Genomic DNA, 23,193 nt, shown 5'->3' on the forward strand with positions numbered 1-23,193 from the left:
TTCAGGGCTTTGCCCGTGGTCAGTTCCATGCGCGGCGTAACGAAATGCAGTTCTACTCGTTGGGGTCGGTTCAGGCTGGGGGCGAAATGACACTCTAAGCGTTTCCGCTAACCATCGTCGGTGGGTCTGAGCAAGAGATCGTTTGTTTTGCGGGGAGAAGCCGCTCCGTTTGCAAGCCTTTATACAAAAACCGTTCTGGGACCAGTCGCCTAGACAGCATCGCTTCTCGCGCGCGCCGCGTTGATGTAGTCGCCTACCTTTTTGGCCTCAAGGTCGTGTTCACTGTCGATTCGGATATGTCGACGGAGTTTTCCCTTGCCCGCCAGAACGCCATGCGGGTCGGGCAGTGTGCTGCCGTCGCCGAATTCCAGCGTCACGTGATTGGTGTAGACAAAGACGCCACAAAAACCCGTCCTCGATGCGAAGAGGATGCCGCCATATTTGACCTCTTCGGTAATCGCCGGGCCAGAAGCCAGCGCCATTGCGCGCAGGCGCGTGACAATGGGAAAGAGCGTGCCGCGATGCAGGCGCAGGTCTTCAAGCAGGTTCTCGACCCTGTTCATGCATCAGCCCCGCCGAGAAAGGCGGTGCGAAACTCCGGCGCGGGTTCCCGGTCGGAATAGATGTAGAGCATGACTCCGTTTGGATCGCGCAACGCAAAGCCGCGGTCGCCCCAAGGGTGATCCTCGGGCGGAGTGTCGGGGGTGAGGCCGGTGGCCAGAAGTTCGTTATAGGTTTCATCCACATCGGCGACGCGGAAATTATAGGTCAGGCCCGTGGGGTTACAGGCTGGCTGCTCGGGCTGTGGTTCCATGAATTGCAGCGACAGTCCAGGGGCGAATTCGAGGCTGATGAACCAGCCGCAATCGAACACGAGGCGGGCGCCGAAATGTTTGATGTAGAACGCGCGTGAGGCGGCGACATGCGGTGTGGTAATGGCGGGAGAGGCTGTTGTTGGTTGCATTGTGGCCCCTCACGTGATTGCTGTCATGTCGGAGCACAGCTCGACCATGCCGCCGTTCAGGTCGCGGACATAGCCGACGATCTGGCCCCACGGTTTGGCCGTTGGCGGCGACAGCGGGCTTGCCCCGGCCGCGACCGCTCTGTCCCATGAAGATTGCGGATCGTCGCAGATCAATGCGATTTCCACCGCCTGGGCCAGATCACCGGCACGCAGGGGCCGAATGGCCAGTCCGTTCATCTCGGCCATCTCTTCGCCCGCGAAAGCCAGGGTGGTGGCGCCGGTTTCCATCTCGGCATAGAGATTACTTTCATGCAGAAACCGAGGCGTCAGGCCGAAGGCCGCCTCGTAAAAGGCGATAGTTGACCGAACATCCGGGACATAGAGAATGGTGTAGCCGAATCTGACTGTCATAGGGACGTCCTTGTTCATCTAACCCGACCATGACAGTGGCGGCGCTGCCGGTCTTGTAAGAATCGGACATCAGTCTCCAAGCGTGACCAGTGTCACATCCGCCAGCCGGGCAGGCGAAAGCCCGCCGAAATCGCGTAAGGCGTGGGTCATATGGGCCTGATCAGCATATCCCGCCTCAGACGCCGCTTCGGATGGGCGCATGTGATGGTCGCGAAGAAGGCGCAGCGCGCGGTGAAACTGCAATATCCGGGCATAGGATTTGGGCGACAGCCCCGTGGCATCTCGCACGATCCGCTGAACCGTGCGGGTGCTGATGTCCTGCATGCGCGCGATATCCTGAACCGGAAGTCGGCCACCGGAAGCATGGAGCGCGCTTAGAATGCGCAGGGTCTGTTTGGGCGGAAGGGCGTTCCCAGGCGCAATGCGGTGTTGCACGAAAGCAACCAGCCGGCCCGGCAGTTCGTCCGGTGAAGTTGCTTCTGCACATAGATCGGTAAGCGGTGGGCAGGCCCCGATCGCGGCTTCACCGACAAGGTTCCCGTCCCGCAAAACCACAGGGCTCAGCCCCAGGATGGCATGAAAGAAGCCCGGACGCAGGCGGATACCAGCAAAGCCCATGCCCGGTTCCACCACAACATCATAGTGCCGGGTCGTCGGGCCTGTCACCACAACGGTGATGCTATTGATCGGACTCACCTTGGCGCAGAACCGTAAAATGATATCACAACGCCCGTCCGGCAGAACCCGATGGGCGCTGGCCTTGTCAGCTACGGACACCCAGACCGCTTCAATCCCACGACCAGGATCGGCTCCACCCGAAAGCTCGGTGTAGCGTGAGGGGTGCGGGCTGTATGATGTCTGGGGTTGCGTCAAGGCTCGGTTCCGGATGGCGTCGATATGCGAATCGTATCATTTGATTTGTGTCGATGAATGATGTCAGCGACCGTGTTTTTGCTGATGCCTAGATCGCGTGCAATCCAGCGATAGCTCCGGCCTTGAGCAGTCAGCGCCATGACCTTCGGCGCTAGTCTATCAGATTTGGGGCGCTCTCCGGTCTGGCGGCCGAGCCTCTTGCCCCGCGCCTTCGCGGCGGCTAGACCGGACTTGACCCGCTCACTGATGAGATCTCGCTCGAACTCAGCAATGCCCGAGAGAAAGGTCGCGAGCATGCGGCCATGTGGCGAAGACAAGTCGAACGCCATCCCGTTCATAGCGATGACCGAGACCTTCCAGCTTTCGAGCTCACGAAGGGTATGGAGAAGATCGACCGTTGAACGGCCCCAGCGAGACAGCTCAGTAACGAGCACCACATCGATTTTACGAGCTTGGGCCATTGCCATTACCTTGCGCCGTTCGGCACGATCGAGCTTAGCGCCGGAGCCAGTTTCCTTGAAAATTGCCGCCACTTCGTAACCGGCCCGCAAAGCAAATGCCGTCAGATCATCTTCCTGCCGCTCGCACGACTGATCGGCGGTCGAAACACGGCAATAGATTGCGGCGCGCTGTCCCAATTGAACCCTTACGAAATTTGATGCCTGGAGGCCTTGATTTGCATGGGCCGATTGTTGTCCAAAACAGACTCTACTTCAATAGGGACAACGCTCGCATGCCGAGAAGACATATTCTCACCGAGCGACAGCGCTCGGCACTCTTCGATCTGCCAACCGATGAATTGTCACTGCTTCGGCATTACACCCTGGGCGACGATGATCTTGGACACATCCAGGAACGCCGCAGGCCGGAGAACAGGCTGGGGTTCGCCCTGCAGCTTTGCGCGTTGCGATATCCAGGACGCGCGCTGGCTCCGGGCGAGGTGATCCCGCATGAGGTCTTGTCGTTCATCGGGGCTCAGCTTGGTGTCCCGGCCGATGCGCTTCTCACCTATGCCGCACGACGACAGACCCGCCAGGAGCATATGGAGGCGTTGCGCGAGATCTACGGCTACAAGACTTTCACGGGTCGTGGTGCCCGTGATCTGCGGGACTGGCTTTTCGATCAGGCGGAAGAGGCCCGTTCGAACGAGGATCTTGCGCAGCGTCTGGTTGCGCGGTGTCGTGAAACTCTGACGATCTTGCCAGCGGTATCGACAATCGAGCGACTATGTGCGGACGCGCTGGTCGCCGCCGAGCGGCGGATCGAGACGCGGATCGCGGAAAAGCTCGACAATAATGCACGCGAACGGCTTGATGGGCTGCTGACCGAAGTGCTCGAAGCCAATGTCAGCCGGTTCATCTGGCTTCGCCAGTTCGAGGTCGGCAACAATTCCGCAGCGGCGAACCGGTTGCTCGACAGGCTGGAGTTGCTGAGTAGCCTTGCTCTCGATCCGCAGCTTCTCGCCGGTATCCCGCCGCACCGTGTCGCACGCCTGCGTCGGCAGGGCGAGCGCTATTTTACCGATGGCTTGCGGGACATCAGCTCTGATCGGCGCTGGGCGATCCTTGCCGTCTGCGCCGTGGAATGGGAGGCGGCGATCGCCGATACGGTAGTCGAGACCCATGACCGGATCGTCGGAAAGACCTGGCGCGAGGCGAAACGGCTGCATGAAGAACGGATTGCCGATTCCAAGGCAACTGTCACCGATACGCTACGCGCCTTCACCACACTCGGAGCTTCCCTGCTCGAAGCCCGCAACGATGGTATGCCGCTGGAAATGGCGGTCGCCAAATCGGTGGAATGGGGTCGGCTCGAACAACTGGTCGCGACCGGTGCCCAGCTCAGCAATACGCTGGCGGACGATCCATTGGCTCATGTCGGACAAGGATATCATCGCTTCCGCCGCTACGCGCCGCGCATGTTGCGGTGCCTGAAGCTCAAGGCAGCATCGGTAGCCCAGCCCTTGATTGCGGCGGCAAAAGCCATCGGCGAAATGCAAGCGTCACCATCGGCAACCGACAGCTTCTTGCGTCCGAATTCGAAATGGCACCGCCATTTGAGAGCACAAGACCAGGGCGACAATCGCCTTCGGGAGGTGGCGGTCCTGTTTCACCTGCGGGATGCCTTCCGATCCGGTGACATCTGGCTCGACCATTCGCGCCGATATGGCGATCTCAAACAGGTGTTGGTGCCGATGATTGCGGCACAAGCTAACACAAGACTAGCAGTGCCCCTCGATCCGCAAGTATGGCTGACTGATCGAAAGGCTCGGCTGGCCGATGGCCTGAAGAGACTTGCACGAGCAGCGCGCGACGGAACCATCCCTCGTGGCAGCATCGAGGATGGAACGTTGCGGATCGACCGGCTGACTGCTGACGTTCCGGACAGTGCCGAGGAACTGATACTTGATCTCTATCGCCGGATGCCGCCAGTTCGGATCACCGACATCTTGTTGGAGGTCGATGCTGCGCTCGGGTTCACCGAAGCCTTCACTCATCTGAGAACCGGGGTTCCATGCGGTGACCAGGTCGGCCTGCTCAATGTGCTGCTCGCAGAAGGACTGAATCTGGGACTGCGGAAGATGGCGGAGGCCACGAATACGCATGATTACTGGCAGCTATCGCGCCTTGCCCGGTGGCACGTCGAAAGCGACGCAATGGACCAGGCGCTGGCGATCGTGGTGGCCGCGCAGGCAAAGCTGCCGATGTCCCGGTTCTGGGGCATCGGAACGACCGCGTCGAGCGATGGCCAGTTCTTCCCTTCGGCCCGGCAGGGCGAGGCGATGAACATGGTCAACGCCAAGTATGGAAACGAACCCGGCCTCAAGGCTTACACACACGTCAACGATCAGTTCGCGCCGTTCGCGTCACAGACTATTCCCGCGACAGTCAGCGAGGCCCCATACATTCTTGATGGTCTTCTGATGAACGAGGCCGGTCGGCAGGTTGGAGAGCAATATGCCGATACGGCCGGCTTTACAGATCACCTGTTCGGGACCAGCGGCATGCTCGGATATCGGCTCGTCCTGCGCATCCGCGATTTGCCCTCCAAGCGCCTATACGTGTTCAATCCGGCAGGGACGCCGAAGGATTTGCGCAAGCTGGTCGGCGGCAAGATCCGCGAGGAACTGATCGTTGCGAACTGGCCTGACCTATTCCGCTGCGCCGCTACCATGGCTGCCGGCAAGATCAAGCCGAGCCAGTTGCTCCGCAAGCTCGCCTCCTACCCGCGCCAGAACGATCTGGCGGTTGCGCTGCGTGAGGTCGGCCGTGTGGAACGAACACTCTTTATAATTGAGTGGATCCTCGACACGGACATGCAGCGGCGCGCCCAGATCGGTCTCAACAAGGGCGAGGCTCACCATGCTCTCAAGAATGCGTTGCGCATCGGCCGCCAAGGCGAAATCCGTGACCGCACCACCGAAGGGCAACATTACCGGATTGCTGGCCTCAACCTGCTCACCGCAATCATCATCTACTGGAACACTGTCCACATCGGCCACGCGGTCGCCGAACGGCGAAGCGAAGGACTCGATGTGCCGCCCGAACTTCTGGCGCATATCTCTCCGCTGGGTTGGGCACACATATTACTGACCGGCGAATATCTCTGGCCCAAGGAAGCAACGGCTTAGAGTGTCATTCCGCCCCCAGCCGGAGCCGACCCCTTCACTGGAAGCCTACCGCCTGATACGCCCCTTCATCGCAAACTTGCAGGAACAGGGATATGATTCATACCTCTTGGACACTGAGCTTTATGAGCGAAACCCATACCGCGACATCAGACTTGGATATGGGACGCTGCAAATGCTGGAGCTGAGCGACTCAGTCAAAAAGGCCCGGAGCGAGGTCATGACCTTGATGCAAGAAATTGAACGTTTCCTGCCGAACGAGCAGAAGAGGTCGTAAGATGGCTAAAGGGACTTCCAGCATATCTGATTTTCCCGTTGCACCGCGACGGTCCCGGGGGAATGTACCCAATCCAATGTCGCAGCCGGCTATAGACAACGAAGCAGAAAACGCGGTCGCCAGCCATCAACCGGACGAGGTCGCTGTCGAAGAAGCTCCCGCTCAGGTACCAGCCGTTCAGGTGCCCCCAAGATCAAGTTTGATTTTGCCCTCACCGGAGGCTCGCCGGGAGAGGGCGACGAACAAGTCGTTGGAGCGTGAGGCGTCCAGAATACGACTGCAGGAGCTCAAGCAGAACAAGGCGCGCGAGAGCAAGCACTTCGTCAATTGCCCTCTTGATTACGACACCAAGAAACGCTTGGAGCGCGCAGCCTCTGAAAACGACTTAAAAATGACGGTGATCGTCAAGGCCGCAATCGACCAGTTCCTGAAGGATAATGGTTATTGATCCTCGACCTTCGATTTCTGGCCGGGGTGGCCGTAGGCACCACCCTTGGCTTCTTGATCAACCCTGAAGCAGCGGAGAAGGCAGGGATCGACATTCAGTCCATAAAGAGGACTATGCCTGTTATTGGTTCTTCTCCAGCCGAGCCGGTCAAACAAGCTGATTGGCCAACCAACGAACACGCGAAACGGGAGCTGTTCCGGTTTGCGATGTGGGACTTTGAGACATTTGGGCCGAAGTCTGAGATTTTGATCACAAGGTGCATCAGCATCGACGAGCTTTCATTGGCATGCGAAATGCGCGTGAAGCTGAGCTGGATCTCCGAAGAAAGAACGGTCGAAGGCGTTTTTCAATCCAGCGCCCACAGCTGGAACCTGATCGCTGCGAAAGCCCTGAGAAGGAATGCTCCCACTGGATCTTGAGGTGATGGACAACGCGCCCTGAGTTGCGAATTTTATATCGAGGAGATCAGCATCCTGGCATTCATTCCCCCCACTTTTGTTAGGGCTTTGTAACTGGCGCCCAGGATGACAGTGCCTTAATGGCACGTTATGGTGCGTGATATCTGCCACAGGCGGATTTGGGGACTGAGGGAATACCGACTGTGCGGAATCTATCCGACTATATCAAATCAAGAGAACTGGTTGAGACTACAGATCCAGATTTCCAGAGACCCTTGTACCGCAAGGAGGGATTCGACGGCATAGTCAGCTTCGGCGAGATCGACGCAAAACTTTCCGCATTCCTACTCGACGAACGCGCGAAAACTGGTCTGACCCAGAGTGATTTCGCGACCCTGGCTGGTCTCGCTCGAGTGGTCTACAGCCGCTACGAACTGAACATTTCGCGACTGACCGTCTCTCGAATGATTCACCTTTCCGAGCTCCTTGGGTTCCTGCCGATGCAGATGATTCATGCCGCTGCACCTCATCTCTACGGTAACAATCCTGAAGAGGCCGATGATCGTGTTGAACTCTTCAGACTCATTCATGACCTCCCGCATGACACCATACGCAGTTTGATCGGTATAGTTGGCCAACTGACGCCTAAGGATGTTCTTGAAGCTCGGCAAAAAGCGGAAGCGGAGGCCGAAGCACAAGCTGAGGCCGAACGCCAACGACTGACTAGAAAAGCGGCGAGAGTCAGCAGGAAAGGCCGTCCCCCTGGCCGGCCACCAGGTCGAAAATCATCCAAGGTCGATACCCCGACAGACGATTGAAGAACAGAAAGGGCCGTCAAGTGATGGCCATTTAGGAACGCGTCGTCCCTCACCCCGTTTTCCGATCGCTGTTCGCATTTGCACGCATGAGCGACATCAGCATCGGTCCCAGTCCGAACTCCCCTCCCCTCGCCCGGCGCGTGAGATCGCGGAGATATCCACCTGCCGAATTGATATGCCCTGCCCTCTCCAAGATTGCAGCCATGGCAACCGCCGCGTTCTCCGGCCCCATCACCTCGCAAGCCTCCTGGTAAGCCGACGGGCTAACACCAAGCATTGATCGTACCACCACCGCGGCGCCCATCAGCTCGCGCCAATGGGAGATCGTGCCGCCGGGCCCGTAGTCCGAAATCTGCGGGCAGGCTTTCAGGACCATCGACAGCGGGAACGCCTTCATCTGTTCCGGCTTTGCCAGCGGCTGAGCAACCGCTTTGGGTGCTACTTCCAGCTCGACGGCGCCGCCCTGCTCTTTTCCAGAGCTAGGTTCAACTTCATAGATGGATTCGGGTTTTGAATTCTGTATGTGGCAGCCATTTTGAACAGCATTGCCGTTCATATTTTGAGAATCTAACTGATTTTCCAGAAGGTTGATGATTTCGGTGCGCAAAAGCTGCATCTCGTCGAGGATTGCCTCCACCTGGCGACGGTCAGGATTGCGGGGGAGTCGGCTGACAATGCCGACATACATGTTTTCGATGGCTTCCCAGTCGCCGTCGGCCCCTTCATCCATCGCGGCGGAAATTAGCTTGCGTACATCACGCCGGCAGATAGTCAGCGCTTCTTTGGCTCGTCTGAACTGCAGGCGCTCGGCAGCGACTTCCTGTGCCAGACCTGCAAGTTCCGCAGCACGAGCCAAAAGTGGAGAAAGATCGAATCCAAAAGCCTGCTCGATATCGCCACCCTTGTCCCGGTGAGCGTAGCGCTTGCCGTTCGGACTATCCTTGCGCTGGATGAGCCCGGCTTCGACCAGGGCAGCCAAATGCCGCCGCAAGGTCGTTCCGGTTATGCCGTGCGCTCTGACAGACAGCTGGGCGTTGGATGGAAAGACCACCAATCCACTATCGCAGTTGAGCTCGCTCTCTGGATAAAACGTCAGCAATGCGTCCAGCACAGTCAGCGCCCTGTCCTGGAGGCCAAGGCGTTCACGGGCCTCACAGGCGTCGCGAAACACTTTCCATTTTTCGACCGGGCGGTTTGGTTTCGCCTCGGACGTCTGGAGCTGCCTCTTCACGAGAGCAAGCACCGCTGGCCGCCGCCCAAAAGGCGTCGTCACATTTCCACTTTGCATTATCTCAGCCTTCAATAAGGCAAAAGAAGACTGCTCACCAAATTGGCGCCCTAGACTCTTGACTGGGATTCGGGGAAATGCGATTCTCTAGTTGCTACACGATGAGAAGGGCTTCCACGACGGCGACGTTTTGGGGGCCTTTTTCTTTTGCGGGTCTGGTCTCCTGGTTTCACAAGTGATTGTCAGCTGACAATCACGCTAATTGTCTGTTTGAGAAGAATTTTCTCGTTCGAACTGTTCGACGAGATCGCTCATCTTAGCGTCAAGGAACTCTGCGAACGCTCTTGATGTAACAGTGATTTTTGAGCCTTTTGACGTCCGCTCAACAGCTGCCAGAACAAGCCCCTTCCGAGTGCGAATCTGTCCTCGACTATTGTCTTTCGAAGCTTTCGGTGCCTGACCGCTTAGCCAGAGACGCGTAAATCTCTCGTTTGAACCAATTGATGTGAACTCGGCCTCGCCAATCGCTTCAGTGATCCTTCCGTAGGCTGCCTTGTCCTTCAAGAGATCGGCAAACGCCAACCAGCGAGGTCGCCCCACCTTTGCGGCTGGCCCTATCGCGAGGATTATTTGTTCTGGGATAGCGTCAGCAACTTGCAAAAGACGGGAAATTTCAGGTTTGTCCACTGACAGAACCAGGGAAATCCTGTCCCGGTCAAAACCATGCAGCTCGAGATGTTTCGCAAAGAGGGCACGCTCTATGAAGCTGAGATCGACGCGGGGACCGTTTTCTTGCCCTTGTGCGACGATCAGTTCATCGTCCGAAAGTTGGCGCACGATTGCCTTGATTGGGCGATCCAGAATTACCGCCGCACGCAATCTTCGATGGCCATATGCCGCCTGATAGTGGTTTTCCTTTGTTGGATGCGGACGCACTAAGATGGGAACTTGCTGTCCGCTTTCCCTCATGGACGAAATGAGTTCTTGCAGGGCGGGATCATGGTCAGTCGGGATACGATCCCGAATGAACGAGGCTTCGATTTGAGCGGGACTTAGCTCGACAACTTTATCACCAGCTGCAAGCGCGGTGCGAAGCTCCTTCGCAGCGGCGGCCTCATCACCGAGTCGACCGAGTGAGAGGTTCATAGCTCGAACGGCCCCAGCTGGCTTGTGTGGAGGCTGCGCTTGAACGGGCGACTTGGTTGAATCGCTCGCAGACGAGCTCACCATGTTCTTCAGGATATCGCGGCCTTTCATGCACGCCCCCATGAACTCTTCAGCAGGTTCTCAACTTCCAAATTGACTCCGTCCATCGCTTCCACGGCGCGATCATATGTCTGCCGATTCATTGACTCTCGCGCCGCTTCATAAATTGTCTGCTTCGACAGGCCCGCATCAGAGATCGCAGTTGATTTCACCATCATTGATGTAAGGACGCGTTCGCCAAACAAACTTCGCAAGAAGGCAACGATTTGCGCTTGGGGGCCGTCGTTCGGCTCGTACCGTGTGACGAGATATCGCATCCAATCGTATTCGAGATTGCCACCTGCTTCCTTGACCACGGAGAGAAGATCAGAGGTCATAGCCAAGAACTGGTTCATTGATGCCACGTCCAGCATCTGAGGGTGAACTGTTATCAACACCGCAGTTGCCGCGCACAGCGCTGACAGCGTCAAAAATCCCAGAGTTGGCGGGCAGTCTATGACAACGACGTCATAGCGATCGGAAAGATCGCTTAACGCCTTCCCTACCCTGAGAAAGAACATGTCGGTCTCCGAGCTGCTGCGCTCGGCAAGAGCCCTAGGGGTGTCGTGCTCAAATTCATGCAATTCGAGATTGCCCGGGATCAGATCAAGTCCAGGGAAATAAGTCTCCCGAACCACCTCCCCTACTGGACGGCGAAGCTCATCATATCGGATAGCTCCGAATAGCGTCTCGTTTTCGCCAACATCGAATTCCGGCTGATATCCAAGCATGGCTGACATCGACGCCTGAGGATCAAGGTCGACAGCAAGCACACGATAGCCACGGAGCGCCAGATACTGAGCGAGATGCGTTGACGACGTCGTCTTACCAGATCCGCCCTTGAAGTTAGTAACTGCTATGACCTGCAGGTGGTCCCCTTCACGGCGTCCAGGAAGATACGCGGGTTTAGTCTTTCCCAGGATGTGTCGGATCGTGTTGATCTCCGACAGAGAAAAGGTTCGGCGACCACCCGCTGTCTTCTCGGACGTGACCGAGTCCTCCTGTGAAGCCAGGTGCCGGACATAGCTGTCGGTCACGCCAAGCAACTTTGCAGCTTCGGTACTACTGAAACGCCTCAACGCTTTTTGTTCGTCAGGTGAAAACAGACGCGCTGATAGTTCCTGCAGATTGCTGCTGAGTTTTGCAGAATCATCGGCAATAGTTTTATCAATCGAAACGCGTTCGATTTTTTCGATCCGGCTGATTTTAGCGGTCTTATTCGCCATTCACGGTAAACCCGATAATTCGCTGCAATTTGCGCAAATGATCTCATGGCGCGTCTATCCGTCAAGCAGTTTTTGGTTAACGCAAATTAACCTCTTGGACCAAGAGAAAGATATGATTGGATTCAATGGCTTGATCCAATTGTCAGCTGACAATCAGCAGACATTATAAAACGCGCTCTTGGATCTGATTGCCCCGACTAACTAGAATCAGTCTGCAGCGGCGAGTTAGGGCATCGAACTCGCCGCAATCACAGGAACGGAAGATGCGACTAACTTCTCGGATGGCAATCCGTTGAATTCGAGAGATTCAGAGTTCGCAGATAGTCAGCGACTGCCTGAGCCTTTGCGGCGGCAGTGATGACTGCACGTGAATCCTGCTTGAGCACCTTGAGCCAGTTTTCAACGTAAGTCGCGGTGTTGTCTCGCGGATCATGCTCGATGCCAAGATCGGCGCAGACGAAGGCGGCTGAGATCTCAGCAACAAGCTCCTCCATGGCGTAGGCCTCACTGCCGAACCGCCCACTCAGGTCACGGCCCAAACGTGCCTTTGCACCACTCCAATGAGAAATTTCATGAAGAACCGTGCTGTAAAGGTGAACCTCGCTGAGGAACCGCCCCCGATCCGGAATCAGAATGTCATCGAGACCAGGGCGATAACAAGCCTGCTTGCCGCCGTAGGTGATCTTCGCGCCAGTGCGATCTATGAAGGATTCGACGTTTTCGAGAACTGGAACGGCATCCATTGGCACATCATCGGCCGGGCTCTTGAAGCGGTCAGGCAGGTTGTCGATCTGCTCGACGTTGAAGACGGTGTAGCCCTTGAGATAGGGGACTGCGCGATCGTCCGCCTCCTGCTCCTTCGGCGTGAAGGTGCCGTACTTGACGACGAGGGTTCCTTGTTCGCCCTTGCGGACCTGAGCGCCAAGCTCCTGAGCCTGCCGGTATGTCATCCATGTGTTTTCGTCGTAGCCGGCGAGTTGCCCGGAGAGCCACAGCATGACCACATTGATGCCGCGATAGGCTTCGCCGGAGGCGCGGAGCGGTGTAGCCGACCTGCGGCTGTTTCCGCGCCATGGCCGGATCCAAGGCTTGGTGCCGGCCTCGAGCTGCTGAATGATGGTGTCGGTGATCCGCTGGTAGGTGTCCTTTACGCTCTGCATCGCCGTCTCCTGTTCGATGGTTGACGGCAAAGATCCGAAGATAGCGAAACGACCCCATGCACCCGTAGGGCCGCAACGGAGTGTAGGACCGCGCAAGCGGTTGAATGGGGGAGGGGCTATCGTAGTTTGTCCGTCAAATCATCCAACGGACAGGGGAGGGCGCAGAGCTCCGGCACCCCGGCCAACGACACAGGCCCTCACCGCAGCGACCGGGCCGCTGGTCAGCGCTCTCGGTCGTCTTGGTCGCGGTTTCGCTGGCGATCGGCAAGCTGCTGCGCTTCGATAGCCTTAAGCTCGGCGTTGATGTGCTGCGACTGAGGCTCTTGGGCCTTTTGCTGACTTGGCGGCGATTGGGCATCTTGGACCTGTTCCGGCCGCCCCAGAGTCTTGAAATCAGATCGAGCGGTGAACTTCACCTCCTCGTCGTCGGGAGGCATCCGCTCGGGAAGGTCAGCGCGGTCAACGGCCACAATCCCCCTCTCGGTCACGAGGCTCGCCACGCGATTGTCGTGCCCGAGTACTTGCCCTTCGATCACTTCGCCCGGGCGGGCCGTGCGGATGTTGTGTTCGAACGGATTCTCGCCAGCCTGCTCAAGATCTGACATGGCACTGCGGATAGCCTCGCGGCGGTTAGGATCCATCGCATCCTGGATGAGATGCTTCATCGCCGGACTGGACGGATCATTGGTGGTCTCAATGGATGCCTCGATCATGCGAGGCTTGGTGATGACGGTAAGATCGATGTCATGACCGTAGGTGCGGCCCAACGAGACCACTAGCGCCTCGTTTGCCCTTCCATTGCCTTCCCGAAAAGCATGAACGTAATTCAGCTCAGAAAGAACGTGCGCGGCTTTCTCGGCAAATTGCTCAGGTGTCGCAGCTCTTAGGCCCTGATCGTCTCTGGCGGGCCTCAGCGCCTCGTTGAGACCCATTTCGATGCGCGAGCCGGGGAGGAAAGTTGTGTCGCCCTTCGAAAGCCCACCTACCGGCTCTACCCGCTGGCCATCGACGACAGGACTTTCATTTCGCGTATGTCCTGCCCATTCATAGACATCCTGAAAGATGTAGCCGTGCAGAGCCTTCAGATGCGCTGCGTCGTGATTACCGGTCGGACCTTTTCCCTCAGCCAGCTCCGTTTGCCTCAAAGCCGTGAAAGCGTATTCGGCCTCACGCAGCGCCGAATGGCTTCTGATATCCAGCTTGTTCTTCAGAACATCCCTGAAATCCTTATCCTCTGAAGTGTTTGGATAGGTGTAGGAGCCTTTGGCTTCATCATCGCGGGCCAAGCGAAACCTCATGCAAAAAAGCCGCCTGAGATCACAGGCGGCCGCGAGAAATATCTAAGTGATGATCAAGCCCGCTTGAAGCGGGCCAGCAACTCTTGGCGCATTTCCTCGGAAGTGATATCTCCCGCAACGTAACGGCCGTTTGCTTCTTCCAAAACCGGATCGCCAGTGTAACCCTGCCGCATATTGGCAGCACGAGCCTGATCGACGGCTTTCTGTCGGGCTGCAACAGCTTCCGGAGAGCGATCGGGGCGAGGGGCATGAACGTTCATTGGCAGAGCCTCCAGTTACTATTCAACTTAGCACAAAAAGAGCCGAATATCCAGCGAATGCGGGGTAATCGGCTCTTTTATGGTGGGAGCCCGATCAGAGATCGGGCCTCCCAAAGCGATTAATCGCGGGGTTCCCATTCGATGATGGCCTGCAGCGCCAGGTCATCTTGGCCGGGGTAGCGACCCAGGTTGGCGTTGAAGCCGAGGCGCTTGATGGAGAGGGTGTAGTACGGCTTCCCTTCGCCGTTGGTCTTCTTCCAGATGCCGCCAACTTCGATGTCGTGGCCGCGAGGTGACTTGGCATAGACGCGATGCGTCGGAGCCTTTTCGTTTGTGGAGTCGAACGGTGTAACCTTGATGTCCAGGTCCCGGTCGATGGTGGAGATGAGGCCGGTTCCCTTGGCGTTGTCGATGTCGTCTTTGTCGAACTGGATGAAGTTGGTCATGCTCATGTTAATCACTCCTCTATGGTGGTTGCGATGATCGTTCATAAGGCACGGCGAAAAGCGGTGCGCACCGTAGGCCGGAGCGCCGCGAAGGAGGCTGGGCGGCGGAAAATTTTGTTTCGCGAGGAAGCCAAAGGCGGGGAAAATTTGGAGACGAACAGCTTTGCGCTAACCGCATCGCCGTGCGAACGGGCATCAAGAGCAACCACTTTGGAGGTGTGGGGCCTGAGCGCTTGCAGCAATACGTCACCTCGACAAATGGGACATCGGCACTGGTAGCGTGCAGGATTGTGCTGAACGCAACCGAACCAACAACCTGAAACAAGAGGCTGGGTTAACCGAGAGTTGCGCCGCCACGTGAGATCTCGCCATCTGTCCCCCATATCTAAGCCGCTAGTGCTTCAGTTGCCGGTATGGCTGCGGCGATAGGAGGAGGGCGATTCAATCTGAGCGCCCCACAAGCCTTGGCCGAGCTGTCGGGCACGATTCTCGGCGCGGCGGTACTGGCTCAGGTCGATCGGGTGGGATCTTGGCAGATAGCGCAACAAGAGGCTGGCCTGGCCCGCTTTCACCATTTCAACGCCGATATCCGAGCGCTCGATGAAGCACTGGCCGACAAGGCGTCGGTACTGGTCCCGATCAATTTCGACACAGCGAACATGCTTTCCATCGATCATGCTGGCGAGGAACTGTCGTGCCTCGACTCCACACCTCCATATCGCGCCATTCTTGAAGCCGGTCTGATCGCGCTCACATGCGTCGATAGCCGCAATGCGGATCCTCTGCTGGCGGATGCTGAAGGTGTCTCCATCAATCACCCGCGCCCGGCCTGAAAAATCGGCCGACGCAGCGGAAGCAGTGAACAGAAGCGCAGCCAGCGCGGCTCCCACCAAACGAATATTCATCAAGCGCGCGCCTCCATAGAATTGCGGGCTGCCAACCCAAATACCGAGCGGTTCAGATGAAGCTCTCCGCTCGCGGCTCGGTCTGTCATGGCCCGCAAATACCCGCCCGGCGAGCTGATTTCGGCGCGTGTGTATTTCTCAAAGGTGAGAGCGATCGCAACCGCAGCCGCCTGCTGGCCCATTCGTTCCACGGCCCGCTGGCGCGCATCCTCGGACACGCCGGCGATGCGGCAAAGTTTGGGAGCGATCCGGTCCAGGTCCGCCCAGCTACGCGGGGGCTGGTAGCCATATTCGGCAAGGCTTGGCGTAGCCCGCCACACATCTTCCAGCGCCACAAGTGAAGGCCGCACTTGCAGTTGCCTATTGCTTTGGCGCGAACCGCTCCCCAGGCTTTCCTCAAAAGCCCTCTTGCTGGCGGAGCCAGCCCTTAGCGAACTGATTTGTTCGCCGTTAGGCGAACGCCGTTCATCATTACGAGCTTCAAAAGGTCTTGGGGTTGTAAACTGTATGTGCATGTCGTTTTCGACATCCGTGCATGTCATATTTGCATCTATGTCAGAAGCTTGCGGGATCCGATTCACGTTGCGCAATCGGTCGGCAAGCCACTCCAAAAGCATTGTTGCCTTCCGGAGGACTTGGGCCGGTGCGTACCTGGCTGATTCGATGAAGGCAGCGACCTTCTCGACACGGGACCCGATCCGCCCGAGAATGGCTTCCCCTCGCTCGGTTGAGGACGCCAGAGCATATCTCGCGGCACGCAGAGCGTCCCGGAAGCGACGCGCCGCGCTGTCGCGCACTCGAATCTCTTCCCGCTTCTGGCGCACCAGCTGATCAAGTTCATGGTGCCGAGCGATCAGGACACGCAGATCAATGCCGCAGGCGTCGGCAATATCACCTTCGCCGTCACGGATCGGGTAGCGCTTGAAATTCGCACTGTCCTGCATGGTGACAAGGCCAAGGTCGTACAATCGGGAGAGAATCCGGCTTACGCGCCCTGGCGACTTGTTGATGTCATAGCCGAGCTGTCGGTTCGACTTGTAGACGATCGGCCGCCCTCCTTTGTCGAAGGCGTCTGCCTTGGCGGTCGTGATGATTGCTTCCAGCAACGCATATTCTGCGGTCGTAATCATCCCGATTGTCATCAGGTTTTTTGCAAGCACTGCAAGCTGCCCGCGCGTCACCGTTCCGATTTCCGTTGACTGCGCCAGTCGCCGGAATTCGGCTCGCTCCTTCGTCATTCTGCGACCTGTCGGCCGCTTGTGTTGTGTGGGTTCCCCCATCGTCCGTCTCCTGTCAGAGGCCAGACAAAGCTCCGCCGTTCACCGAGAAGGTGTTTTGATTATTGACATCGGAGGGGAGGTCTGCGAGAACAGTTTTGGCTTATTATTACCGAACTGCAGACCGCTTCCGGATTCTTCGGGAGCGGTTTTTCTTTTCTGGGCCGGGTGTGATCTCCAAAAAGCTGTTAGAATGTGTGAGTCGGAATCGGTTACGGTTCCGCTCGTTACGATTTGTAGCCCGAGATACCGATTTGATGCAAGTTGACACATTTCCGCGCTGCTGCGCCGGTTCAATCGACATCTGAAATGGCGCCTATATTTCAATGTGTTAGTATACTTTTCCGCGCCTTCCCTCTCTTCACGCGGAAATCTGGAACGTTTCCAGAGTAGGATTTACCCCCCGTTATTGTTGGGGAAATTCAACCGGGTGGGGAGGAGAGTTTGAGAGGAGGGGGCGCGGGCCTCCTCTCAACAAGCGGCCTGCTGTGCCGTCCCCCGATACGTTTCTGCCTCCCAGGCACCTGCGAAAGCGCCCGCATTGGCTCGATGCCAAAGCGGGCGCTAAGGTGCGATCTTGCAGTAAACTCAGCCGCGCTGAATAGCCTCCTCAAAGTGGGTCGGTGGCAGATCGAAGGCCTTTAGCGCTGTATCGAGTGCCTTTCGCACGTCATCCCAATCAACATGCTCCGGATCGTTCAGGTAGGCGTTGATTAGCTGGCAGCAGCTTTCGGCGGCAAGGGTCGGATCAGGTACGGAATCAAGCATGGCTTGTCCTCTGGAATAAGGGAGCCGGTCACGCTGGAGGACGTGACCGGGGACAAGCAGCGGCGGGATTATTCCGCTGCCATCGGGAACGAGTGTTCGTTCTTGTCCTCTGAGGTTTCAGCCTCACCCTCTGCGTCGGGGTCAGACGCGATCCGAACGTAAGGCGGAAGCCAACCGCTGTCCTTGATGGACTTGGCGGCATACTCCGCAGCCTCGCCCTTCTTCATGCTGCCGACATCAGCGGCGAAATCCTCGCCGCGCACCTCGGCAACAACGGCTTGAATGGTCGGCCTGTTGACGTGGCTGAAATAGCTTTCCGCCGTAGTCTCAAACCAGTCACGCATGTCCACGTTCAATGCGCGGCCCATCTGGTCGGCATGGGCCAGCGCTTGGCTGCGACTGCTGAACTTCTTCTCAACCGCATTGACGGAATGGGCGGCGGCATAGGCCAGAAGCTGCAACAATTCGCTTTGCGATTGATCCATCAGCCATTCCCAAAGGTCAGCAGGATCGCCGGGAAGCCGATGCCCATAGTTTTCCTCAAGGCTTCCCCACGCCTCAAGGGCCTTATTCTCGGCGGGACGCTTCATCGAACCGTCCAGCACTTCATGGGTGACAGAGATTTCAAGCGCGCTCTGGTGACCGGGAATGCCCCATGCCGTGCGATACTGCACCTTGAGCAACATCGCGTGGACGACCGCCACAAGCGCAATATCGGGATTGTTCGCCAGCTCGATACGAAGTGCCGCCGTCTTCTGAGCGGTCAGGTCTTCAATCAATGCGGCTGAATGGGTCAGTCCCGTAGATTTCGAAGCGCCGTCAGCTTCCTCGTTCGCCCCGCATTGCTTCCCTTCCGTCGCCTCGGCCTTCTTCTTGTCCTCGTCGCGGACAAGGCCTCTCAGCACCGACAACTTTCCCCAATGGTCGATTGTAACGATTGCCCCTGCCATTGCGAGGTCTTCGCTGCGATAGGCTTCTTCGCGCTTCTGCAGGACGGTGATTTCCTGCTCGACGGCGGACAAGGCCGCCTCGGCAGCGACATCCTCCTGATCCGCATCGATCTGCGCCGCCAGTTCGTCATAACGCTCAGTCAGTGCGTCAAGCTTGGCTTGATCTTCGTCGCTGAGGTCCACGCGCTGCGGGTAAACCCGGGCCATCTGATAGATGTTATCCGGCTGTTGAGCGCACCACTCGACCCATTTCCAGCCTTCGGCCTTCACAGCTTCGGCCTCTACCTCCAACTTCTCGGCAACCAGCTTTTCAAGCAAGCCGCTATCGCATGCAAAGCCTCCTCCCTGCTCGGCAAACAGGTCGCGGCGCACTGGACCGCCAGCCGCCTCATAAACCTCTAACCCGCCGATCAGCGCGAGCCGCTTGTCGCTTGCGGGGACTTCATCCACGGCGAGACGGCGCTTGATTGTATTGGCGCTGCGGTCCCATGAGGGGAGGGTATTCCAGACCTCTTCCTGTCGAGCGTGATCGTCGGTGATGGTGAAGGCGGCAAGCTGCTCAAAGGTCATATCCTCGGCGCGGAACGCCGCGAACAGGACAGGGGAAACCTTCGCCAGCGCAAGACGGCGTTTGACGATGATTTCGGTTGTCCCGAACCGGGCGGCGATGTCCTTGATGGACTTGCCCTCATCGAACAACGCTCTGAATGCTTCAAACTGGTCGGCGGGGTGCATCGCCTCCCGCATCACGTTCTCGGTCAGGCTTAATTCCGTGGCGTCACCCGCCTCCCGGACAATGACATTCACAGCGTAGTCAGCCGTGATCTCGCCCCGTTCGGCCAGAAGATTGAGGGCTGCAAGGCGGCGACCGCCAGCGGTTACGAGGTATCTCCCCTTGGGTGCCTTGCGCACCACAAGGTTTTGAATGACGCCATTGGCGAGGATTGAGGCCGACAGGCTCTCAATGCTCTCCTTGGTGTACGTCTTGCGGACGTTCTTCGGGTCTGCGTCAAGCTTGCTTAATGCTATCGTGATGATGTCGCTCATGGTCTCTTGCTCCAGTTTTTCCCTTTTCCCTTGGGAGCAAGCCCCGCTAGTGGGCGAAGCCTCTGCCTTCGTTTTCGAAGGATGTGCTCCCACATCCGGCGGAACGAAGGGGGAGGGCTTGAGCCCGCTCCCGTTAGGACGCGGATCGGGTCATGGGGCGGGAGGAAGGAAAAACGGAAGGTTTGCCGGCTTGACGGCGAAAGCCGTTTTTCCTGACGAGCGACAGCGCTTGCGCGCTTGCCCATTGGCGCGATCGGCGACCTGTCGTAAGAGCGGTACAGGGTAGGATAGTTGGGCGGCCGATCGGCCGCTCCTTGCGGATGCGAACCGGCGACGCCGGTTCTCCGTCTGATCCAGGTTATAAAAAGATGGATCTGCCCGCTGCGCTCCGAGTGCTGAGCGCTGCGCTCCTCGGGCAGCTCTCCATTTCAACTTGATTCAACGTGTCGATAGCGGCGGTTAGCCGCTCGGCTCGGATCAATCGGCGCCAGTCTGAGATCCGAGAAGGACAATGAAGAACATCGGAGCTTTCAGCATAGCGCCGCCCCCCTTCAGGGGCGGGAAAGCGGGAATTCTCGACACGGTTTGACGGAAGAAGGGAAGCCGCAGGAGGCTTAGCATAGTGCCGCGAAGCGGAAGCCGGGACCGACTTCCCCCGGCAAAACCGTTCCGTGCTTCTACAGCCTGGGCGTTGCGTTCATGATGTAGTGGGCGATCTGAAACAGCCGCTCAACAGTCGCAGCCAGGCTTCAGTTCATCTGGGACAGCTCGCATCTGGCCGTTTCGCGCCAATTGCGGTCATTATGAGGTCAACGGCCGGTCTTCGCCGCTTATGCTTGCCTCAGCGCTCTTGATGACTGATCCGCTTCCCAGGACCCTGCCGCTCAGCACGAGGTTTCCCTCGTTGTGAATGTTGCGGCCCACCTCACCGGATACAACTGCATTCGCGCCGGCTTCAATCTTGAGTCCGCCTAACAGGCCCCCCGAAGCTACAAGGTTTCCACCCGGTTTGACATGAGTGAGGCCAGTGACATGACGACTGACTATGGTCACGTCTGTTACGATCAGATCGCCAATATGTTGGTCCATCAAGATGGCTCCTTCATATGTTTGAGTTTGTTCGCCACGAGATAGTAGCAAGCCAGCGTCTTCACGCAACCCTAGGCGGTCCATGGTGGCCGAGTCCTGTGGCGGTTTGGGCCGAGAGGCGTCCACCCCCCCCCCCAGTGCCGGAGCCATCACGCAAGGCAGGCTCGGCACTCGGTAGATACAGCGTGCTGCTTGAGCTATTGCTTTGCGTCGGAGCGCGCTCGAATTTGTCGTAAGGTCGACGCCGAGATAAATCAGTGCCTGTGTTGACCTGAACTGGCTATACAAAAACAACAATCAACAGCCACGCGCTTGCTGCTGTCCGGATCACCAACTTGTCAAAGGCCGCATGTCTGTCTGCAGCCTGCCAGACGCAGTGCCACATAAAGGCGTTGTACGGTAGCGGAAGCAGAAAAACGACGACAACAAGCCAGATGGGCACCTCGGAAGCCGCAAGAAGTAGCGACACTGCCAGGCACGCCAGACTCAATGTTGTGCCGACAGCAATCATGTCCCGCCAGAACAGAGTGCGGAGGGCGACCCGGCTGCTGAGCCTATCTGAGAAAAACTTCACGTTACCTGCCTCGAACTTCAGCCGCTAGCGCTTACCTCAAAGGCCTATACCGCTTGCGTCCTGAGGGACAATCGAAATTTACAAACCGCTATCCGTGAGGCACATGCCCGAATTGCAATTTCTCGAGCCGCCCGGTCTCAATCTGGTTCCGACGTGGCAATGGCTGCTGGCAACCTGGTTTGGGGCGGGGTTGAAGGTTCCCTTTCGAGCAGCCCTCGCGGTCTTTGCCCTTTTGCCGCTGCTACTACTGTCTATCAAGCTGCCACGGCTAGCAGTGCCCGTGCTCGCAGCCACCATCTTCGTTCTGGGCGTCTATGTCTCCTCTGCCATAGACCTGGGAACGGGGATCAAGGACGACCGGAGGATTGTCATCGACGAAGTCGCGGCCTTTCTGATCGGTGCCTCCTTAATCCGCCAAGCGGGCTGGAAGATGCTGGTGCCCTTCGCCGCCCTCTTCCTATTCCTCGATAGGCTGAAGCCTTGGCCAATGGCCTATGTAGAGCAGCTCCCCGCCGGCTGGGGTGTAATGCTGGATGATCTGGTTCCTGCGCTCGTGGTTGGCATCATGTTTGCCGTTGTCCAGCAAATGGGGAACCGGCAGTCGCGGTGATACAACAGCCGGCTCCTTGGATTGCATGAGCGATAGAACGGATTAGGCGTCGATGCGCTGCACGAGCACCTTGTCGACGCGGCGACCGTCCATGTCGATCACTTCGAAGGACCATCCCTTCGCAGTGAATTTTTCCCCGAGAATGGGCAGGCGTTTGATTTCGTCGATCACAAACCCCGCAACCGTTTCGTAGTCGCGATCGTCGTCAACCGCAAAACCCATTTCGTCGGCAAACTCGTCGATGGGCATCCAGCCGGCGACCAGGAAGGACCCATCTTCGCGTTGAGCAAGCGGGGGCTCCTCGCCGTCTTCTTCTTGGAAGACCCCGGTGATGGCTTCGAGAACGTCACCTGATGTGACGATGCCTTCGAAATGACCATACTCGTCATAGACCAGAACCATATGGGCCGGCGAACGGCGGAGCGATTGGATGACATTCATAGCACCGGTCATGTCGGACACCACTGGTGCCTCACGCATCAGCGCGCGGATATCGAGATCGGTACCTTGGAGGAATGCATCCAGCGCGTCCTTGACGAAAACGACGCCCAGGATCTCATCTGAGGAACCGTTGCGCACCGGCAGGCGCGAACGCTGCGAGTTGCGTAACTGCTCGCGGATGAAGGCGAGGTCGTCCTCGATGTCAATGACTTCGACGTCGCGCCGCGGTGTCATCAGGCCACGCGCGGTCCGGTCTGCGAGACGCATCACGCCGGAGATCATCTCGGACTCTGTTTCTTCAATTACCCCGGCGCTGTGTGCTTCGGCGAGAACTGTTTTGATTTCTTCGTCGGTCATCTTCTCGTCGGTTTCACCCTTCTGGCCAAGGAGGGCCAGAACGGCCTTGCCAGAGGCATTGAGCAACCAGACAAGGGGAAGGGCGACTTGGAGAGCATCGCCATGGCCGGCGCGACTTTGGATGCGACGGCTTCTGGCGCACGAAGTGCGATCTGCTTGGGAACCAATTCACCGACGATCAGCGAAAGGTAGGTGATCGCTACGACGACAGATCCGACACCTAAACCGTCAGCCAGGGCCTCAGACAGACCTTGGGTTTCCAGCCAGCCGGCAAGACGCGCGCCGAGCGTGGCGCCTGAAAAGGCGCCGGAAAGCACGCCGACAAGGGTAATGCCGATCTGGACGGTGGAGAGGAAGCGGCCTGGGTCTTCGGCAAGCCTGATAGCGATTGCAGCACCTCGATTCCCTTGGTCGGCAAGGAGTTTCAACGTAAGCGGTGTTCGGCCAGCACCTTGACTGGCCTTACCGGTCGACATTGCATATTTCAACTATGCG

The 23,193-nt window shown here is 57.8% G+C and carries 24 protein-coding genes and 2 pseudogenes; 6 read left to right on the top strand and 20 right to left on the bottom strand.

Annotated features, from left to right (window positions below):
* Positions 1–209 precede the first annotated feature (209 nt).
* The 5 genes from U2P60_RS21405 to U2P60_RS21425 form a co-directional block, all read right to left on the bottom strand.
* Positions 210–563, bottom strand: coding sequence for a DUF1801 domain-containing protein (locus U2P60_RS21405; RefSeq protein ID WP_133036845.1), 354 nt, complete (start codon positions 561–563; stop codon positions 210–212).
* A complete protein-coding gene (locus U2P60_RS21410; protein ID WP_133036846.1) occupies positions 560–964 on the bottom strand; it encodes a VOC family protein in 405 nt (134 codons plus the stop codon). The genes U2P60_RS21405 and U2P60_RS21410 overlap by 4 nt, the downstream gene beginning before the upstream one ends.
* A 9-nt stretch (positions 965–973) precedes the next feature.
* Positions 974–1,375 carry a VOC family protein gene (locus U2P60_RS21415; protein ID WP_413574384.1) on the bottom strand — a complete coding sequence of 134 codons (402 nt, stop codon included), beginning with the start codon at positions 1,373–1,375 and terminating at the stop codon, positions 974–976.
* 69 nt (positions 1,376–1,444) lie between these two features.
* Positions 1,445–2,248, bottom strand: coding sequence for a helix-turn-helix domain-containing protein (locus U2P60_RS21420; protein ID WP_413574385.1), 804 nt, complete (start codon positions 2,246–2,248; stop codon positions 1,445–1,447).
* Complete coding sequence (locus U2P60_RS21425) at positions 2,245–2,886, bottom strand: recombinase family protein (RefSeq protein WP_413574386.1); 642 nt, start codon at positions 2,884–2,886, stop codon at positions 2,245–2,247. Before U2P60_RS21425 ends, U2P60_RS21420 begins: the two co-directional genes overlap by 4 nt.
* 95 nt (positions 2,887–2,981) lie before the next feature.
* On the opposite strand from U2P60_RS21425, the gene U2P60_RS21430 reads away from it, so the two are divergent.
* The 5 genes and pseudogenes from U2P60_RS21430 to U2P60_RS21450 all read left to right on the top strand — a co-directional run bounded on the left by U2P60_RS21430 (position 2,982) and on the right by U2P60_RS21450 (position 7,817).
* A complete protein-coding gene (locus U2P60_RS21430; RefSeq protein ID WP_413574387.1) occupies positions 2,982–5,879 on the top strand; it encodes a Tn3 family transposase in 2,898 nt (965 codons plus the stop codon).
* A 25-nt stretch (positions 5,880–5,904) separates the two neighbouring features.
* Positions 5,905–6,153: pseudogene (locus U2P60_RS21435) on the top strand (ParA family protein); the annotation flags it as partial.
* 76 nt (positions 6,154–6,229) lie between these two features.
* Positions 6,230–6,601 (top strand): hypothetical protein, encoded by a 372-nt coding sequence (locus tag U2P60_RS21440; RefSeq protein WP_244618125.1) that lies wholly within the window; start codon positions 6,230–6,232, stop codon positions 6,599–6,601.
* Positions 6,598–7,020, top strand: a complete 423-nt coding sequence (locus U2P60_RS21445) for a hypothetical protein (RefSeq protein ID WP_413574388.1) — start codon at positions 6,598–6,600, stop codon at positions 7,018–7,020. The genes U2P60_RS21440 and U2P60_RS21445 overlap by 4 nt, the downstream gene beginning before the upstream one ends.
* Positions 7,021–7,202: 182 nt before the next feature.
* The gene (locus U2P60_RS21450) at positions 7,203–7,817 is read left to right on the top strand and encodes a helix-turn-helix domain-containing protein (RefSeq protein ID WP_413574389.1); all 615 of its coding nucleotides are present in this window, start codon (positions 7,203–7,205) and stop codon (positions 7,815–7,817) included.
* Between the two features lie 49 nt (positions 7,818–7,866).
* On the opposite strand, the gene repC (U2P60_RS21455) is transcribed toward U2P60_RS21450, so the two are convergent.
* From repC (U2P60_RS21455) to U2P60_RS21515, 13 genes are all read right to left on the bottom strand, one after another.
* Positions 7,867–9,105, bottom strand: a complete 1,239-nt coding sequence (repC, locus tag U2P60_RS21455; protein WP_413574390.1) for a plasmid replication protein RepC — start codon at positions 9,103–9,105, stop codon at positions 7,867–7,869.
* A gap of 198 nt (positions 9,106–9,303) precedes the next feature.
* The gene (repB, locus tag U2P60_RS21460; protein WP_413574391.1) at positions 9,304–10,302 is read right to left on the bottom strand and encodes a plasmid partitioning protein RepB; all 999 of its coding nucleotides are present in this window, start codon (positions 10,300–10,302) and stop codon (positions 9,304–9,306) included.
* Entirely contained in the window at positions 10,299–11,516 is a 1,218-nt protein-coding gene (repA, locus tag U2P60_RS21465) for a plasmid partitioning protein RepA (RefSeq protein WP_147884690.1), read from the bottom strand. The genes repB and repA overlap by 4 nt, the downstream gene beginning before the upstream one ends.
* Positions 11,517–11,785: 269 nt before the next feature.
* Positions 11,786–12,676 carry an ArdC family protein gene (locus tag U2P60_RS21470; protein ID WP_413574392.1) on the bottom strand — a complete coding sequence of 297 codons (891 nt, stop codon included), beginning with the start codon at positions 12,674–12,676 and terminating at the stop codon, positions 11,786–11,788.
* A gap of 221 nt (positions 12,677–12,897) precedes the next feature.
* On the bottom strand, positions 12,898–13,962 hold the full coding sequence (locus tag U2P60_RS21475; protein WP_413574393.1) for a Fic/DOC family protein: 1,065 nt from the start codon (positions 13,960–13,962) through the stop codon (positions 12,898–12,900).
* 65 nt (positions 13,963–14,027) lie between these two features.
* Complete coding sequence (locus U2P60_RS21480; protein ID WP_037093580.1) at positions 14,028–14,234, bottom strand: antitoxin VbhA family protein; 207 nt, start codon at positions 14,232–14,234, stop codon at positions 14,028–14,030.
* Between the two features lie 119 nt (positions 14,235–14,353).
* Positions 14,354–14,686, bottom strand: a complete 333-nt coding sequence (locus tag U2P60_RS21485) for a DUF736 family protein (protein ID WP_111565340.1) — start codon at positions 14,684–14,686, stop codon at positions 14,354–14,356.
* 395 nt (positions 14,687–15,081) lie between these two features.
* Positions 15,082–15,585, bottom strand: a complete 504-nt coding sequence (locus U2P60_RS21490) for a thermonuclease family protein (protein ID WP_413574426.1) — start codon at positions 15,583–15,585, stop codon at positions 15,082–15,084.
* On the bottom strand, positions 15,585–16,823 hold the full coding sequence (gene repC / locus U2P60_RS21495) for a plasmid replication protein RepC (protein ID WP_413574394.1): 1,239 nt from the start codon (positions 16,821–16,823) through the stop codon (positions 15,585–15,587). The genes U2P60_RS21490 and repC (U2P60_RS21495) overlap by 1 nt, the downstream gene beginning before the upstream one ends.
* A gap of 627 nt (positions 16,824–17,450) precedes the next feature.
* Positions 17,451–17,630 (bottom strand): hypothetical protein, encoded by a 180-nt coding sequence (locus tag U2P60_RS21500; protein WP_413574395.1) that lies wholly within the window; start codon positions 17,628–17,630, stop codon positions 17,451–17,453.
* Positions 17,631–17,698: 68 nt separating this feature from the next.
* Entirely contained in the window at positions 17,699–19,627 is a 1,929-nt protein-coding gene (locus tag U2P60_RS21505) for a ParB/RepB/Spo0J family partition protein (RefSeq protein WP_413574396.1), read from the bottom strand.
* A gap of 801 nt (positions 19,628–20,428) precedes the next feature.
* Positions 20,429–20,716 carry a hypothetical protein gene (locus U2P60_RS21510; RefSeq protein WP_413574397.1) on the bottom strand — a complete coding sequence of 96 codons (288 nt, stop codon included), beginning with the start codon at positions 20,714–20,716 and terminating at the stop codon, positions 20,429–20,431.
* Positions 20,717–20,996: 280 nt separating this feature from the next.
* Entirely contained in the window at positions 20,997–21,290 is a 294-nt protein-coding gene (locus tag U2P60_RS21515; RefSeq protein ID WP_413574398.1) for a hypothetical protein, read from the bottom strand.
* 103 nt (positions 21,291–21,393) lie between these two features.
* On the opposite strand from U2P60_RS21515, the gene U2P60_RS21520 reads away from it, so the two are divergent.
* A complete protein-coding gene (locus U2P60_RS21520) occupies positions 21,394–21,900 on the top strand; it encodes a phosphatidylglycerophosphatase A (RefSeq protein ID WP_413574399.1) in 507 nt (168 codons plus the stop codon).
* A 42-nt stretch (positions 21,901–21,942) separates the two neighbouring features.
* Here U2P60_RS21520 and U2P60_RS21525 read toward each other — a convergent pair whose 3' ends face one another.
* Together U2P60_RS21525 and U2P60_RS21530 are read right to left on the bottom strand one after the other, a co-directional pair.
* Positions 21,943–22,698, bottom strand: a complete 756-nt coding sequence (locus U2P60_RS21525; protein WP_413574427.1) for a hemolysin family protein — start codon at positions 22,696–22,698, stop codon at positions 21,943–21,945.
* Positions 22,690–23,174 (bottom strand): annotated as a pseudogene (locus U2P60_RS21530) (CNNM domain-containing protein); the annotation flags it as partial. The pseudogene U2P60_RS21530 and the gene U2P60_RS21525, both read right to left, overlap by 9 nt.
* Positions 23,175–23,193: the final 19 nt, after the last annotated feature.

This window comes from Brucella sp. H1_1004, from assembly GCF_047308065.1.
GTDB lineage: Bacteria > Pseudomonadota > Alphaproteobacteria > Rhizobiales > Rhizobiaceae > Brucella > Brucella pseudogrignonensis_B.